Source organism: Paraburkholderia sp. JPY419, from assembly GCF_050435705.1.
Lineage (GTDB): Bacteria > Pseudomonadota > Gammaproteobacteria > Burkholderiales > Burkholderiaceae > Paraburkholderia > Paraburkholderia youngii.
In genome coordinates this window covers 554,390-568,286 of sequence record NZ_JBNDKV010000003.1, presented here as the reverse complement: position 1 = coordinate 568,286, position 13,897 = coordinate 554,390, and the positions used below count along the sequence as shown (strand labels likewise).

The 13,897-nt window shown below is 59.1% G+C and carries 14 protein-coding genes and 6 pseudogenes; 10 read left to right on the top strand and 10 right to left on the bottom strand.

Going from position 1 to position 13,897, the window contains the following annotated elements; translation table 11 throughout:
• Nucleotides 1-50: 50 nt before the first annotated feature.
• On the bottom strand, nucleotides 51-1,187 hold the full coding sequence (locus QFZ91_RS26160) for a cupin-like domain-containing protein (protein WP_429568918.1): 1,137 nt from the start codon (nucleotides 1,185-1,187) through the stop codon (nucleotides 51-53).
• 407 nt (nucleotides 1,188-1,594) lie between these two features.
• Between QFZ91_RS26160 and QFZ91_RS26155 the strand changes: the two genes are divergently transcribed.
• Together QFZ91_RS26155 and QFZ91_RS26150 are read left to right on the top strand one after the other, a co-directional pair.
• Nucleotides 1,595-2,089, top strand: a complete 495-nt coding sequence (locus QFZ91_RS26155; protein ID WP_429568917.1) for a transposase — start codon at nucleotides 1,595-1,597, stop codon at nucleotides 2,087-2,089.
• Nucleotides 2,086-2,329: pseudogene (locus tag QFZ91_RS26150) on the top strand (DUF6429 family protein). The gene QFZ91_RS26155 and the pseudogene QFZ91_RS26150 overlap by 4 nt, the downstream one beginning before the upstream one ends.
• A gap of 148 nt (nucleotides 2,330-2,477) precedes the next feature.
• On the opposite strand, the pseudogene QFZ91_RS26145 reads toward QFZ91_RS26150, so the two are convergent.
• Together QFZ91_RS26145 and QFZ91_RS26140 are read right to left on the bottom strand one after the other, a co-directional pair.
• Nucleotides 2,478-2,738, bottom strand: a pseudogene (locus tag QFZ91_RS26145) (transposase); the annotation flags it as partial.
• Between the two features lie 56 nt (nucleotides 2,739-2,794).
• Nucleotides 2,795-3,513 (bottom strand): IS6 family transposase gene (locus QFZ91_RS26140; RefSeq protein WP_429568916.1). Its coding sequence is split into 2 segments (ribosomal slippage): nucleotides 2,795-2,887 and nucleotides 2,890-3,513, totalling 717 coding nucleotides; the frame shifts between segments, so codons are not numbered across the junction.
• Nucleotides 3,514-3,547: 34 nt separating this feature from the next.
• Here QFZ91_RS26140 and QFZ91_RS26135 point away from each other — a divergent pair.
• Complete coding sequence (locus tag QFZ91_RS26135) at nucleotides 3,548-3,715, top strand: hypothetical protein (protein ID WP_429568915.1); 168 nt, start codon at nucleotides 3,548-3,550, stop codon at nucleotides 3,713-3,715.
• Between the two features lie 189 nt (nucleotides 3,716-3,904).
• On the opposite strand, the gene QFZ91_RS26130 is transcribed toward QFZ91_RS26135, so the two are convergent.
• A complete protein-coding gene (locus QFZ91_RS26130; RefSeq protein ID WP_429568914.1) occupies nucleotides 3,905-4,390 on the bottom strand; it encodes a hypothetical protein in 486 nt (161 codons plus the stop codon).
• Between the two features lie 72 nt (nucleotides 4,391-4,462).
• Here QFZ91_RS26130 and QFZ91_RS26125 point away from each other — a divergent pair, with 72 nt between their 5' ends.
• Nucleotides 4,463-4,660: an IS4 family transposase gene (locus QFZ91_RS26125; RefSeq protein ID WP_429568913.1), complete on the top strand. Its 198-nt coding sequence runs from the start codon at nucleotides 4,463-4,465 to the stop codon at nucleotides 4,658-4,660.
• Nucleotides 4,661-4,885: 225 nt separating this feature from the next.
• Here QFZ91_RS26125 and QFZ91_RS26120 read toward each other — a convergent pair.
• A protein-coding gene (locus QFZ91_RS26120; RefSeq protein ID WP_429569142.1) for an IS6 family transposase occupies nucleotides 4,886-5,609 on the bottom strand; the annotation gives its coding sequence in 2 pieces (ribosomal slippage) (nucleotides 4,886-5,449 and nucleotides 5,451-5,609; 723 coding nt in all).
• Between the two features lie 242 nt (nucleotides 5,610-5,851).
• On the opposite strand from QFZ91_RS26120, the pseudogene istA reads away from it, so the two are divergent.
• Nucleotides 5,852-6,616: pseudogene (gene istA / locus QFZ91_RS26115) on the top strand (IS21 family transposase); the annotation flags it as partial.
• Between the two features lie 144 nt (nucleotides 6,617-6,760).
• On the opposite strand, the gene QFZ91_RS26110 reads toward istA, so the two are convergent.
• From QFZ91_RS26110 to QFZ91_RS26095, 4 genes are all read right to left on the bottom strand, one after another.
• Nucleotides 6,761-7,045 (bottom strand): hypothetical protein, encoded by a 285-nt coding sequence (locus QFZ91_RS26110; protein ID WP_429568912.1) that lies wholly within the window; start codon nucleotides 7,043-7,045, stop codon nucleotides 6,761-6,763.
• Nucleotides 7,045-8,706 carry a recombinase family protein gene (locus QFZ91_RS26105; RefSeq protein WP_429568911.1) on the bottom strand — a complete coding sequence of 554 codons (1,662 nt, stop codon included), beginning with the start codon at nucleotides 8,704-8,706 and terminating at the stop codon, nucleotides 7,045-7,047. Before QFZ91_RS26105 ends, QFZ91_RS26110 begins: the two co-directional genes overlap by 1 nt.
• A gap of 125 nt (nucleotides 8,707-8,831) precedes the next feature.
• Entirely contained in the window at nucleotides 8,832-9,434 is a 603-nt protein-coding gene (locus QFZ91_RS26100; RefSeq protein WP_429568910.1) for a helix-turn-helix domain-containing protein, read from the bottom strand.
• Between the two features lie 176 nt (nucleotides 9,435-9,610).
• On the bottom strand, nucleotides 9,611-9,961 hold the full coding sequence (locus QFZ91_RS26095; protein ID WP_429568909.1) for a DUF5372 family protein: 351 nt from the start codon (nucleotides 9,959-9,961) through the stop codon (nucleotides 9,611-9,613).
• Between QFZ91_RS26095 and QFZ91_RS26090 the strand changes: the two are divergent.
• Nucleotides 9,925-10,221: pseudogene (locus QFZ91_RS26090) on the top strand (Mu transposase domain-containing protein); the annotation flags it as partial. The gene QFZ91_RS26095 and the pseudogene QFZ91_RS26090 overlap by 37 nt on opposite strands.
• 172 nt (nucleotides 10,222-10,393) lie before the next feature.
• On the opposite strand, the gene QFZ91_RS26085 reads toward QFZ91_RS26090, so the two are convergent.
• The gene (locus tag QFZ91_RS26085; protein WP_429568908.1) at nucleotides 10,394-10,951 is read right to left on the bottom strand and encodes a hypothetical protein; all 558 of its coding nucleotides are present in this window, start codon (nucleotides 10,949-10,951) and stop codon (nucleotides 10,394-10,396) included.
• 395 nt (nucleotides 10,952-11,346) lie between these two features.
• Here QFZ91_RS26085 and QFZ91_RS26080 point away from each other — a divergent pair, with 395 nt between their 5' ends.
• The 4 genes and pseudogenes from QFZ91_RS26080 (at nucleotide 11,347) to QFZ91_RS26065 (ending at nucleotide 13,813) form a co-directional block, all read left to right on the top strand.
• Nucleotides 11,347-11,796 (top strand): HrpB1 family type III secretion system apparatus protein, encoded by a 450-nt coding sequence (locus QFZ91_RS26080; protein ID WP_429568907.1) that lies wholly within the window; start codon nucleotides 11,347-11,349, stop codon nucleotides 11,794-11,796.
• A 199-nt stretch (nucleotides 11,797-11,995) separates the two neighbouring features.
• A pseudogene (locus tag QFZ91_RS26075) lies at nucleotides 11,996-12,142 on the top strand (IS6 family transposase); the annotation flags it as partial.
• Nucleotides 12,143-12,267: 125 nt separating this feature from the next.
• A pseudogene (locus tag QFZ91_RS26070) lies at nucleotides 12,268-13,032 on the top strand (IS110 family transposase); the annotation flags it as partial.
• 58 nt (nucleotides 13,033-13,090) lie between these two features.
• Nucleotides 13,091-13,813, top strand: coding sequence for an IS6 family transposase (locus QFZ91_RS26065; protein ID WP_429568906.1), 723 nt, complete (start codon nucleotides 13,091-13,093; stop codon nucleotides 13,811-13,813).
• Nucleotides 13,814-13,897 lie beyond the last annotated feature (84 nt).

The following is a 13,897-nucleotide window of genomic DNA, read 5'->3' as shown; positions in this document are numbered from 1 at the left end:
GCGGAAGTAGGCGAAGTCAGATCAGGAAAAGCACACCGTGATCGACTGAGTCAAGTGGCTGCGGCTGACAGCAAGTGCGCAAATGCATGAAGCGATGAATCAGAGGCGAAGCGGCTAATGGAAAGCGTGGCGTCGCTTGCCCATACGCAATGGAACCAGCCAAGGGGAATCAACAGCAGGTCACCGGGCTCGATCGTGACCTCGACGAACCTTGCATCTGCGAATTTTGGAAAGTGCGTCAGATCCGGTGCACCGGCATCGACCAGGCATGGTCGATAGGTGTTGAAGGCATCCAGTGCATAGAGGTTGGACGCTTCCTGCGGCGCATACAGCCGCAAGTGCTTGCGCCCAAGCACTTGCGCAAGAAATGAATGTCCGGTGTCGCAGTGCAAGTGCGTCACGAGACCGTTACCGGCACTCCGGCCGAACCATAACTGCGCGGGGCCGAACATTTCAGGAGGCAACGGCGCGGGGTCGAAGCGGCCGTTCCACGCTGCGGGCAGCAAGCCACCGCCCGAGTATGTCAAGTCAGCACCGCTCTCTGGGCCGGCGGATGCGAGCGTGGAAAGGAAGTCGCTGACCGTTTGCACGCGTCCGCTCGCGGGATCCAGGCGCAAGGCGATATGGCCTTCGTGTTCGTGCCACTGTGCAAGGCTCCAGCCAACTTCCGGCCATTGGAAGGCAGCTTGTACCCGCAGCGGCAAGCTTGACGTGCCGCACTGCAGGATACGCCGGAGCCAGTGCGGAGCCGTACGCGCATGGACGTTTTCCACTTCGTCAATCGGGCCGACGCCCCCCGACTGCGCGCGTTCCAGCGCCGCGCGATCGGCTGCCAATGGCCGCTTCAGCAATTGCAGCCAGTAAGCTGCCACGCGTGCCTCGCCTTCAATCCGCACGCCGCCTAGTGCCGCAATTTCACGGTTGCGCGGGTCAAAACCAGTTGGATCTGCCAGCATCCTGGCCGCCACGGATGATGACATGATGATCCGCGCGGCAGGCGCAAGCACTGACGGTATTACCTCTGTGCACTCGATCTCGCGCCCGAGTGTAAACCGCCAGTTGCCGCGGTCCATGTCGGACACGCACAGGTCGACATGGAAACGCTCGTGCATCGGCCGGTAATGCTCGGCCAGACGCGCGTTCAGCAGGCGGGGAAGCGTCTCTGCCGACACGGCAGAGACGTGCACTCGCCGATCGTCGTACAACGGAGGGTTAGGGTGCATACGGTTAGGTGATCCATCAACGATGCGATCAGTATGCAATGCCTGGCTTGCCAACGGGCCGACGAGAAGAAGTCGTCGATGCAAAACCGAAGTCCGGCGAGTTGAAGCCGCGATAAGCGTCTCGTGGCCGAAAGCCCGGGGTAGCAGCGTGAAAAGTGGAGAGTATTGCCAGTCAACTGGTTGCTAGTTTCGACGGTGATTTGCACGGAGCAGACGAACAAAACTGAGGCGCAAATCGATGTCGGGCACGGCATGCTGAAGATGCGACGATATGTTTCGGTATGTGAAGGTGAAGGGCTTTGTCCGGATGGGGTATTGCAAAGATGCTGCGGGTTGTGTAAAGCGCAACATCATGAAGCCAGCATTGAATAATGCCATATAAAGCCAGACTAAAGACGGGTGAAGCGCGCAAGCGCAAGAAGCCGGGGTACCGGGTGACGAACGCGCGGGCGTATAACCAGAGCCTGAGAAAGCGCGGCATGATCAGCCCGTATGTGCCGGGCGGGGATCTGAAGGCGCAGCTTATCAACGCAAAGAGCCGTACGCCGGGCGTGTCGGGGCGTGAGCCGACCTACACCACGGCGTACATCGAGCTGATCTTTACCTTTTACCGGCTGTTCGGCTGGGGGATGCGGCAGATCACTGGCTATATGGAGGACTACTGGGAGACTCGCGGGCTGGACATCCCGGTGCCCAGCGCCAGTCAGCTGGGCGAACGGTTCGCTTCACTGGAGGTGAGCGTCACGCAGCGTTGCGAACAGCTGGCCCGGCGTCTCTCGCGCTGGAGCAAGTCGGCTGATGAAATTCTGGCCAGTCTCGAACGGTTTTGTATGCGGGTCCGGACGGCCGCGGGCGAAGCATCATGAACATCAACACCGACGCAATTGATGAAGTCGCCCTGGCACTTCTCTACCTGACCCTGCATGACCGATACCGCGCATGGAAGGGTTTCGACTGGGATGTGCTGAACCGACTCTACGAACGGGGTTTCATCGAAGAACCCGGTCAACAGGACGAAGTCTGTGATCTTTACCGAAGAAGGACTGCGCGAGTCCGAGCGGCTCTTTAATCAGCATTTCGTCATTCCAGAAAGACCGGGAAATTGATTCAACGAACTTCTAACTCACGACACTAGAGATGATTCAGGCTTGGCGGGCCCCGGTCCTACCTGGCTTGTCATCACACTCGACGACTGCGCAACCTTTCGACATTCACCCTGTGTCAAACGTTGATCTTCTACATCGCGTGAGCCATTCAGGCCGGCTTCACGCTGATATAGTCCTTCCGGTATGGCCGGTCATGGGCCAGTACGGCCCAGATCGTTCGCGCCATCTTGTTGGCCAGTGCGACGACCACGACATTCTTTGGCCGCCGCTTCTTCATCTGCCCGATCCACTCACCCGGCTCCTTTGTGTGCTCGAGGACGCTACGCGCACCGTGGATCAGCAACGTGCGCAGATACGTGTCCCCCTTCTTGCTGATCGCGTGCAGATTCACCTTGCCGCCCGAACCCGTCGGTTCTGTTGCAGTAAGGGTGTCGGGACGAGAAATGTCGATATGATAAGTATTGCTTATGACACAAGGGAGTAAAACTGCTGGGAAGCAGACGACGGGTCTTTGCCCGCACATTTCACCTGTCCTTTCCTGATCATGTGCATTACCTCTCGATGCCGCCGAGAATGACCCTCGCACGGTGGAAGTTCTTCAATCCCAGCATCGGCCGGGTCCGGCGTTTGATAGCCCGATGGTCCTGTTCGACAATGTTGTTCAGGTACTTGATCTGACGGACCTTGATCGGCGTCTCGCGATCGGCATTCACCGCATCCAGTGCGGCCAGATTGGAGCCGCTTTTGTCGATGGTCACGGTCTCTGGCGTACCATTATGGGCGATCGCCTTTTCAAAGAACCGCCGGGCAGCGACCTTGTCCCGCCTGGCCCTGAGCAGGAATTCGACCGTGTCGCCCGCCTTGTCCACTGCCCGGTAAAGATATTTCCACTCGCCTTTGATATAGCTCTCGTCCATTCGCCAGCTTTTCCCAACCGGACGCCTGTGCTTGCGGAAGCGCCTTTCGAAGAGCGGCAGCAGCTTGATGACCCAGCGGTACACCGTCGAATGATCCACCGCGATACCACGCTCGTCCATCATTTCCGCAAGATTGCGCAAACTCAGCGAATAGGCCACGTACCATCGCACGCACAGAAAAATCACTTCAAGCGGGTAGTGAAGGCGCTTCAGGACCTTGGCCAGGCCCGGCGCAAGTGTGGTTCGCGGTGTCTTCGTCTTCTTCATCGCACAGCTCAAAAATTCGCTACCCAATTTTAACGTGGGCCTTACTGCAACAGAACCCTTCAGCACCATCGAGCGCGTGTTCGCCTGGGAGGATACGTTCCGCCGCCTGCTGCTGCGCTTCGAGCGCATCAGCGACGTACACTGCGCGCTCAAGACGCTGGCCTATACGATGATCAACCTGCGGCACTACTGCCACAGCTGATCGCGCCCCTCTGGGCCGCCTGCCGTCACGTCGCCGGCGCATTGCGTCGCGGCCCCGCGCGTCGATGCCATGTCGATCACCTCGCAAATCCGACTACCGCTTCGCGCCGCCCGTCTTGCCAACTCCTGCATTTCATGAAACATATGTCATACTGATCAAATGCAACTTCAGTCCGCTTGAAACCCGCAATCAGTTGACTGTCCGATCCCGCCAATCACCAAGGACAACGTAGTGGTGGTCCTCATTCGATTCTTTAACCTGGAAAGCTGGCATGGCGCGATGCATCTGACGAAGTTCGGTCGCCGACAGCCGTCGGTGCTCGCCGCAACATCCCCCTCCCATTTGCTTAAGTGCTCCGATTTCTTCGGCCTCATTCGCGCAGTGCCCGTCATTGATCCTGTCACGCGCGAGCTTCATTCGGGTCCAACTGCGACCTCCGCTCATCCAGATCGCTGCTTCTTGGTTGGCGGGCCCATCAGGAAAAGTTTTGTAGCCGGTTTCTTTAACCACTCTGCTGGCGATCCCCATGGCTTCGAAAATATTATTTGAGACGGGAATTCGCTTGGGGGTAGGGGAACCTATCACAGCATCGAGACGGGAATCCTGGATATCTGAAAGCGACGCATACTCTTGCACGACTGAGGAGCGCGAGGAACTGGATATGTTGAGAGGCACGTTACGACTCCGATATTGAGATGAGCACTATGTGAGCACCATGCTACAAAACTGGTGTTGGCATTGGCTCTGATGGCGAAGTTGCAACAACCCGAGCGACCCCAGACGCTTAACCAGATGATACGAATGATCGCGTCACTCGGTGGACCGCTCGGTCGCAAGGGCGATGGTGAACCCGGCGCGAAGACACTGTGGATTGGCATGCAGCGTGTCATGGATGCGGTGATCACCATCCAGATCATGCGCAACGGGTACGACACTTCTGTATAACGAGATGGATCGAAGCGGCTGAGCAGACTTGGAGGAAGATTCGCGGTGCCCAGAAAATTGATCAGCTTGTGAAGGGATCTGTCGCAATAAGGCGGTCTGCTATGCTGACGGGCCTTAATGCGTGACGTGATCGATGACCGAGAAGCTGAGTCCGGGTGTGGGAAAAGTGGTTGTGTCGCGTTAATGACGATGCGACGATCAGGCGGCTAAGGTGAAGAGGATTGCTTACATCACGAGAGAATAGAATTGTTCGGCTGCAGTCGAGGCGACGCCATCGTCACACATCTGCCCCTTGCGGATCATGTGTGCGATCTCAATGCCAGACAGGATGATGCGCGCACAGCGGAAATCCTTGAGCCCCATCATCGGTTTGATGATGCGTTTGATGGCACGGTGATCCTGCTCGACGACGTTGTTTAGGTATTTGTTTTGCCGGACCTTGATCGGCGTTAAACGCTCGGCATTGAGCGCTTCAAGCGCAGCCAGATTGGCGCCGCTCCTGTCCACGGTGATTGTCTCGGGCTCGCCGTTCTGTTCAATCGCCTTCTCGAAGTAGCGGCGCGCCGCGGCCTTGTCCCGATGGGCGCGCAGCAGGAAATCCACCGTGTTGCCCGCCTTGTCCACGGCACGGTACAAGTATTTCCAATGGCCTTTGACCTTGACATAGGTCTCATCGACGCGCCAGCTCTTGCCGACAGGCCGTTTGCGTTTGCGGAATGCTTTTTCAAACACCGGTAGCAGCTTGATAACCCACCGGTGCACGCTCGAATGGTCCACCTCGATACCCCGGCTCGGCCATCATTTCTTCGAGGTTTCGTAGGCTCAGTGAGTACGCCACGTACCACCGGACGCACAGCAGGATCACGTCCAGCGGGTAGTGCAGCCGCTTCAGTACCTTGCCAATGCCAGCGGGCAGCGTCTTGCATGGCGTCTTCGTCTTTGTCATCATGCTTGTCATGCGTTGTCGTCGGCGGATTTTACTTGACTGCGTATTCCACGCCAAACCGAACGCTGATTCCACGGCAAGCCGAGCACGGATTCCGCAGCAAAGCGAGCGCCGATTCCACGGCAAACCGAGCAGGGATTCCACAACTGCCCGAGCGCGAATTCCACGCGTAACCGAGCAGTAAGCTGGAGGGACGGCGACGCGGGATAACCATGGCACTCTCGACGATTTTGTCGGGCGTGCGAATGTCGAATAAAAGGTTACCCATGCGTCAAATCAAGGAAGTGCTGCGCCTGCGCTTTGTGTGCGAGCGCAGCCAGCGCGAGATCGCGACGACGATTGGCTTGTCGAGCGCAACGGTCTGGGACTACCTGGATCGTGCCCGGCGCGCGCAACTGGACTTCGAGAAGGCGAACGCGTTGGACGAGGCGGCGCTTGAGGCGCTGCTGTTTCCGCCGCCACCGTCGTTAAGCCGTAGACGCCCGATGCCCAACTGGCCGTTGGTGCACCGTGAGCTCGGCAGGAAAGGCGTAACGCTCGACCTGCTCTGGAACGAATACAGGGCCCAGGAACCCGAAGGCTACGGCTACAGCTGGTTCTGCAAGCATTACGAGCGATGGGCGGCAGCCCTGCCGGTCACGCTGCGCCAGACACATACGCCCGGCGAGAAGCTGTTCATCGACTACTCGGGCAACAGACTGGGGATCGTTGATCCGCACACTGGCGAAATCCGCGAGGCGGAGTTGTTCGTCGCGACGCTCGGTGCGTCCAACTACACGTATGCCGAAGCCACCTGGACCCAGCAGCTCGAAGACTGGATCGGCTCGCATGTGCGCGCATTCAACTTCATCGGCGGCTGTGTCGAGATCCTGGTCCCTGACAACCTGAAGTCTGGCGTGCATAAGGCCGACTTCTACGATCCGGTTCTCAACCGGACCTATGGCGAGATGGCCGCCCATTACTCCATGGCGATCATCCCGGCCCGCAAACGGCGGCCCCGCGACAAAGCGTAGGTTTCATATTGCACCTTGTGTGGTTCGCCGAACAGCGATAAACGATGGGGCCGTGGAACTGTAGCGACCACCTTGCACCTTTACGAGTACAACGTTGCCGACGGGCTCGAAGAGGCAGCGGTGGAGATTACCGTAGCGATGTTAACGCAAGAAGCCGCTCTTCCCCCACTGGTAGATCGTGGTCGGGCAGACACCGAGGCGAGCGGAGAGCTCGTTGGCGGTGAGCATGCCGCGTTCGCGAAGGCGCGTAAAGCGACTCTTGAGCTGATAGGCATTGCGAATGACGATGACCTTCTTGTGAGTGAACGACTCTCCTTTCCAGTTCTTGTAGCCAAGTTCATTGAGGTGCTGCGCTACTTGCCGGTCCGAGCAGGTTTCGAGCAATTCGTCGACTTTTGCGACCACCTCGGCCAGAGTCTTCCGCATCAGGGCAAGGGGTTGGGTTTGTCGATCTTCAGCGTTGTCGTTCGACCGCCACGGAACCGCACGTGAATCAAGACCTGCTCGGCCTTTACGAGCGTGACGTCTTCAATGAGCAGGCCGAGGATGCGTTTGCGTTCGACATGCTCGATACGATTATCGCCCCACACCGCCGCGAAGTCTGCAGCTAAGGTCCGAATGCGCGCACGTGCTTCGTCGGTAAGCAATCCCTGATCGGACTTGCGTTGGCGATCGTGTTCCTGCTGCAGAATGTCCAGCTGCCGAAGACGGGCATTCCAGTCGGCCTCCAGCGCGTCAGCGACCATCCGGTTTGCGGGATCGACGTTCATGTAACGTCGGCGCGCGAGTTCAGCGTCGTAGCGCGCACGCTCCAGCTGCTTGATACGCATGTTGTTAGCCTGTTCGATGCGTCCGGCGATCTCATCCTCTACGGCGAGAGCGACCTCGATGGCCGCTGGTGCTACAGTCTCGAGCAGCAGCGAGCTGATTGCCGCGTCCACGGCATGGCCACGTATTGACTGACACGGCTTGCCAGCACGATGTACGACGGCTTCACGGCAGATGTAGTATGGTTCGAGCCTGCCAGCTACCGCCTGATACCGAACGCGCATGCGTTTGCCGTATAGTCCACAGACCATCCGCCCCTGTAGCAGCCCGATACCCTCTCGCGGCATCGAGCCTCGAGCAAGCTGACCAAACCCCGTGACGGCCTGCTGCAGCGTGAGCTGGTTGCGTTCGAACTCATCCCAATTGATATATCCCACGTGAGCATCGCGGATCAGTACCTGCCAATCGCTCTGGGCAACCTTCAGTTGTGTGCTCGTCAAGTCAGCCTTGCGGCCGGTTCGCGTTCGACCGTAGACGAATGCGCCCGCGTATCGTGGGTTGTGCAGGATCTGCAAGACGCGCGATGTATTGAGCTCGCCCCAATGTATCTCACCTTTACCAATACCGCGGCGGATCCGGCGGGGAAACACCCAGCCTTCGCGACGAAACCGGCGAACGACCATGCTGGCCGAACGCGTCTGCCGATAGGTCTCAAACAGCAGTTGCACGCTGGCGTGAATTTGCTGATCGGGGTCCATCACAACTGATCCGTTGGGATGGTAGACGAAGCCGATTGGCAGAGGCACTTCGAGCTCTCCACGTCGTGCTTTGTTACGCATTCCGCCCTGTAGTCTGGCGTTCAGCACATGTAGCTCGGCTTCACTCATGGTGCCCTTGAGGCCCAGGAGCAGGCGATCGTTGAAGTAGGCTGGATCATAGACGCCGTCTTCGTCAAGAATGAGCGTGTGGGTCAGCGCCGCGAGTTCGATCAGACGATGCCAATCCGCGTTGTTGCGCGCAAGTCGGGATACCTCCAGCCCGAGTACGATGCCAGCGTGACCGATGGCAACCTCCGACACCAGTTGCTGGAAGCCGTCGCGCTGCTGCGAGCTGGCGCCCGACAGACCGAGGTCGGTATCAATGACGTTAATGCGCTCGATTGGCCAGCCCAGCGCGACAGCACGGTCGCGAAGCGCGTACTGGCGCTTGGTGCTCTCGGTGTTCTCAAACACTTGACGAAGCGAGGATTGCCGCACGTATAGAAAGGCGTCGCGCCGCAGATGGTCAGCCGTGACTTTCTGATACAGGTCAGTAGACATGGACGAGCTCCGAATGAGTGCGCAGCACAAGATTGGCCAGCAGACGCACGAACTCGCTGTCCGGCTGCAGCGTATGCGCGTCGGGTCCGTGTCCGGGAGAATCGACGCTCCTGGTCGTCGGGGTTTCAACAAGCAGAGGCAGGCCGTGTAGCAGACCGTGATAACGCAGTGCCGAAACACCTACCGGGCGTTGTATGCCGTCCATTACAGACGCGCGTATCGCCTCGTACGCGGCGACTGGCGCCTGCGCTATCGCGGCCGAAGCGGCACCAGGTTCTACGGTTTTTTTTGCGCGCTATTGCGCGTTCGATGCTGCGGGGATGAACTGAGAGACCGAGCTCGGTCTCTAGCTGCTCGGCCAGGGCTCGAGCATAAATCGGTCCGCTGCCTTCCATTCGTTGCTCGACGAACGCCATTACTTCGTGGCTGAGCTTGTGCGCGCCTTTCGGGCCGCGCTGCCTTGGCACCAGGCCAGGCAATCCGTCGCGGAAGAACGCCGCCTCGGCTTGATAGAAGGTCGGCCGAGACATGCCAAACAACGCTGCTGCTTCGGCCTTCGTGGCCCCATCGACGTGGGCGTGGCGCAGCATCTCGTACTTGACTTGGATCAGATCGTTGGCGTCGAAGAAATCGCCCGACTGAAACCAGGGCGCACGCACTCGCTCGGGATGCGGATTCAGCACGCCGAGGCGCTTGAGGCGTTCGAGCTTCGGATCGGGCTTCTTCAAGGTGCTGTCCTTGTCCACTTCTATGTAATATAAAATATGCCGCCAGTGATAGGATGTGAAGGCATCTGATACACGTATGATTAAGGTGACTCACCACAATAACGAGAATTACGGCTGGATTCGTTCCGCCGAATGAAAGGGCGGCGGCGTAGTTTGCTTTACAGAAACGGCATAATTTAGTTGACATCATCCGAGCCCTCCAGCAGCAACTCATCGATCAGCGAACGCAATCGGCGCAGGTCGTCGGTGCGAAACCAGGAGCGGCCGCCTGCGGCTTGCGAGAATACGTCCGGAGCGTCAGCGTCAGTCCATGACGCCAGGATGGACACCAGTCGACCGTCGGCGTTGTAGAACATTACGCGGTCCTCGCCCCAGTTCTGTCGCCGTGTAGCCACGTGGATGCGGGTACCGCGCTGGGGATGAAACGGATGGGTGATCTCGACTGTTACGATCGTGCGATCGTCGTCATGATAGGCAGTTGCTGACTTACGATAAGGCGAAGGTCGAGCAGTCGGTACTCCTGGCACAGCGGTGGATTCTGGCGCGGCTGCCCAACCAGCGGCTGTTCAGCCTCGACGAAGCCAACCGCGCCATCGCCGCGCTGCTCGTCGACCTGAACAACAGGCCGTTCAAGAAATTGCCGGGCTGTCGCCGCAGTGCGTTTGAGGAGCTTGATCGTCCAGCACTTCGTCCGCTGCCAGAAAGGCCTTACCAGTACGCGCAGTGGAAGGTTGCCCGCGTCGGCATTGATTACCATGTCGAGCTTGACGAGCACTTTTACTCCGTCTCCTTGAAATGCCGCGACGCGTACTCGCCGCCCCTCTTTCACCTCGGCACCGGCATGCGCTCGACCTTGCGTTTCCCGGTGCGGCCGCGCAGCGGGGCATCACGCCGCTCGTGCCGTTCGGACCGGATGGCGCGCGACGATCCGTCCCGCGACCCGGCCCGCCCTGCTTCGTTCAGAAATCGGCTTTCTGATTGAGATCGCCGACGCTCATGGTGAACTGCTGTGCCGAGAAGACTGCGTTTCCGCCAGGACCTTCCGTCGGAATGGCCTTGCCATTCAGGAAAAAGGCCTCCGCGCTGGGCGACTCGAAACAGATGCCGCCCGTTTCGAGCCGCTCGATTTCCTTGGTCGCACCGGCGTTGAACGAGAGCTGCCCAGTCTGCTGGTCGTAATGCCCGACCGAATTGCCACTGCCGTTGAACAGGTTGCCGTACTGGTCCATCTTCAGGTGCAGCGCCTCGCCGCCGACCGCCGAATTCAGCTTGATATCGCGCAGCCCGTGACCTTGGCCCTGCCCGAAGTCATTGCCAGGAATGGCCTTGCTAATGCCGCCGCTGCCGTCGGCACCACCGCCCGCCCCCGTTAGGTCGCTCAGAAGGCTTTCGATGTCGTCCTTCAGTTTCTTCAGGAAATCCAGGCCATCCATGCCGCCACCCGAAAAACCTTGCGGCGACATAGTCGACGAACTACCGAAGATTGAACTCAGGCACCCAGACGTGATGTCGTTCATATGTTTGCTCCCGCTGAAAAAAGTGGATCTCGAATCGGACGCGTCGCGCGAGTGCGGCCCAATTCACCGACAGACTAGGGGGGGGCCGCACCAACCGCTGGCGCGACGCGAACCCGCGTCATACGAACCGAACCGGCTGGTCTCGGTGCGGTGCGATACCGGCACGCGACGGCGCCATGACCTGCGCGGTGCGCGGCCACAGCGACATCGCGCCGCGTCGCGCCCCGAACAGTTCGTTGCCGCGCAAGATTCGTCGGCCCATCCAGCATTTCGCGCGCACCGACTGGTGCAACCCTTGCATCGACGAGAATTCCGATGCCGCCATCGGCGCATCGACGCCCCTTTCGTCCGCCGGATCCGCTCGCGACGCTCATTACGCCTTCGGAGCAAACATCATGTCGAACCCACAAGTCGTGTCGAATATCCTGCTAACGATGTTTTCCTGGGGCGTACGGTGCGGTTCGCGAGCCGAGCTCGAGGACATGCTGCCGGCGTTGCGCGTCCTGCATCCGCACGGCCCGACCGGCGACATCTGCGAAGCGCGGATCGAGATCGGCTCGTCCAACTGGCTTGCCGCGTCGCAGGTGCTGCGTCAAATCGACGAACGCGGCGATGGCGGGCCGATTGTCTGGGCCCTTCAGAGCTGGTGCCTGTACACGCTCGGGGATATCGAATGGCAGCGCTGCGCACGCACGGTGCTCGCGAGCGGCCACCCGACTGCCATTGCAATCGTCGACCGCTTCCTCGCGCCGACCGGCAACGATGATCAGGCGGGCTATCGAAGCGCCGACGCACACGCCCGCGTGACGGAAGCGCTGAATTCGAATCGCGTGCTGACCGCCTGATGCGAATCGCCACGGCCCTGATGTTCTCAAGCCCTGTCTCCCGCTTCATCCGGCCCTGCGCATCGCGCACGGGACACTCGCCGCGCTCGCGGCATGCGCGCCGCCCCGCGTGCTGCCGGCCGATGGCGACTTGCCGGTTGTGTCGCATTAGTGTGGGGACGCTAGAATGCGCGTCTGACGAACCGGTACTGAGCCGATGATGAAGAAGAAGGCACCGACACCACGAAAGGCCCTTGCCCCAGGAATTGCGAAGGTTCTGAAGCGACTGCACTATCCGCTCGATGTCATGCTGATGTGCGTGCGCTGGTATGTGGCATATGGGCTGAGCCTGCGAAATCTGGAAGAATGAAATGAACGCGTCCCACCCCGTGACCGAGTGAGCAAAGCAAGGTGGATCCTCACGGGGCCAACGGCATCGATGTGCCCACGTGGAAAATAGGAAGTTTTCCAAGGCGACCGGAGGATCCAGTGATGAATCGTACAGCAGTTGGTGTGGACATCGCGAAAAACGTGTTCCAGTTGCATTACATCGATCAGGACACCGGCGAGATCGTGAACAAGCCGATCAAGCGGGCAAAGTTCCTCGAACACTTCGCGAACCGTGCGCCGTGCCTGATCGGGATGGAAGCGTGTGGTGGTGCGCACCACTGGGCCCGGCAACTAACGAAGATGGGCCACGAGGTGAAGCTGATGCCGGGGGAGTTTGTGAAGGCGTTCAACATCCGCAATAAGAACGATGCGGCGGACGCCCGGGCGATCTGGCTGGCAGTACAGCAGCCAGGCAAGCCGGTAGCGGTAAAAACCGAGATGCAGCAAGCGATGCTTGGGCTGCACCGGATGAGGCAGCAACTGCTCAAGTTCCGAACGATGCAGATCAATAGCCTTCGAGGATTGCTGACGGAATACGGCGAGGTAATGAGCAAGGGCCGAAGCAAACTGGACAAGGAGATACCAGTGGTACTCGAACGGCTCGCTGAACGTCTGCCTGCTGTGATCATTGACACGTTCCGCGAGCAGTGGAGCGGACTGGCGAAGCTGGACGAGCAGGTAGCGCAGATTGAGCGCCGCATGCGCGAGTGGAAGAAGGAAGACAAATCGGTAAAGGCGATCGGCGAAATTCCCGGCGTCGGACTGCTGACGGCAACGGCGGCAGTCGCGATGATGGGCGATCCGAAAGCGTTCAGTTCAGGGCGGGAATTCGCCGCATGGGTTGGGATTGTACCGAGGCAGACGGGTTGGTTCTGTTGCAGTAAGGCCCACGTTAAAATTGGGTAGCGAATTTTTGAGCTGTGCGATGAAGAAGACGAAGACACCGCGAACCACACTTGCGCCGGGCCTGGCCAAGGTCCTGAAGCGCCTTCACTACCCGCTTGAAGTGATTTTGCTGTGCGTGCGATGGTACGTGGCCTATTCGCTGAGTTTGCGCAATCTTGCGGAAATGATGGACGAGCGTGGTATCGCGGTGGATCATTCGACGGTGTACCGCTGGGTCATCAAGCTGCTGCCGCTCTTCGAAAGGCGCTTCCGCAAGCACAGGCGTCCGGTTGGGAAAAGCTGGCGAATGGACGAGAGCTATATCAAGATCAAAGGCGAGTGGAAATATCTTTACCGGGCAGTGGACAAGGCGGGCGACACGGTCGAATTCCTGCTCAGGGCCAGGCGGGACAAGGTCGCTGCCCGGCGGTTCTTTGAAAAGGCGATCGCCCATAATGGTACGCCAGAGACCGTGACCATCGACAAAAGCGGCTCCAATCTGGCCGCACTGGATGCGGTGAATGCCGATCGCGAGACGCCGATCAAGGTCCGTCGGATCAAGTACCTGAACAACATTGTCGAACAGGACCATCGGGCTATCAAACGCCGGACCCGGCCGATGCTGGGATTCAAGAACTTCCACCGTGCGAGGGTCATTCTCGGCGGCATCGAGGTAATGCACATGATCAGGAAAGGACAGGTGAAATGTGCGGGCAAAGACCCGTCGTCTGCTTCCCAGCAGTTTTACTCCCTTGTGTCATAAGCAATACTTATCATATCGACATTTCTCGTCCCGACACCCTTACTGCAACAGAACCCGAAATGGTGCTGGGGCCGAACTATATTC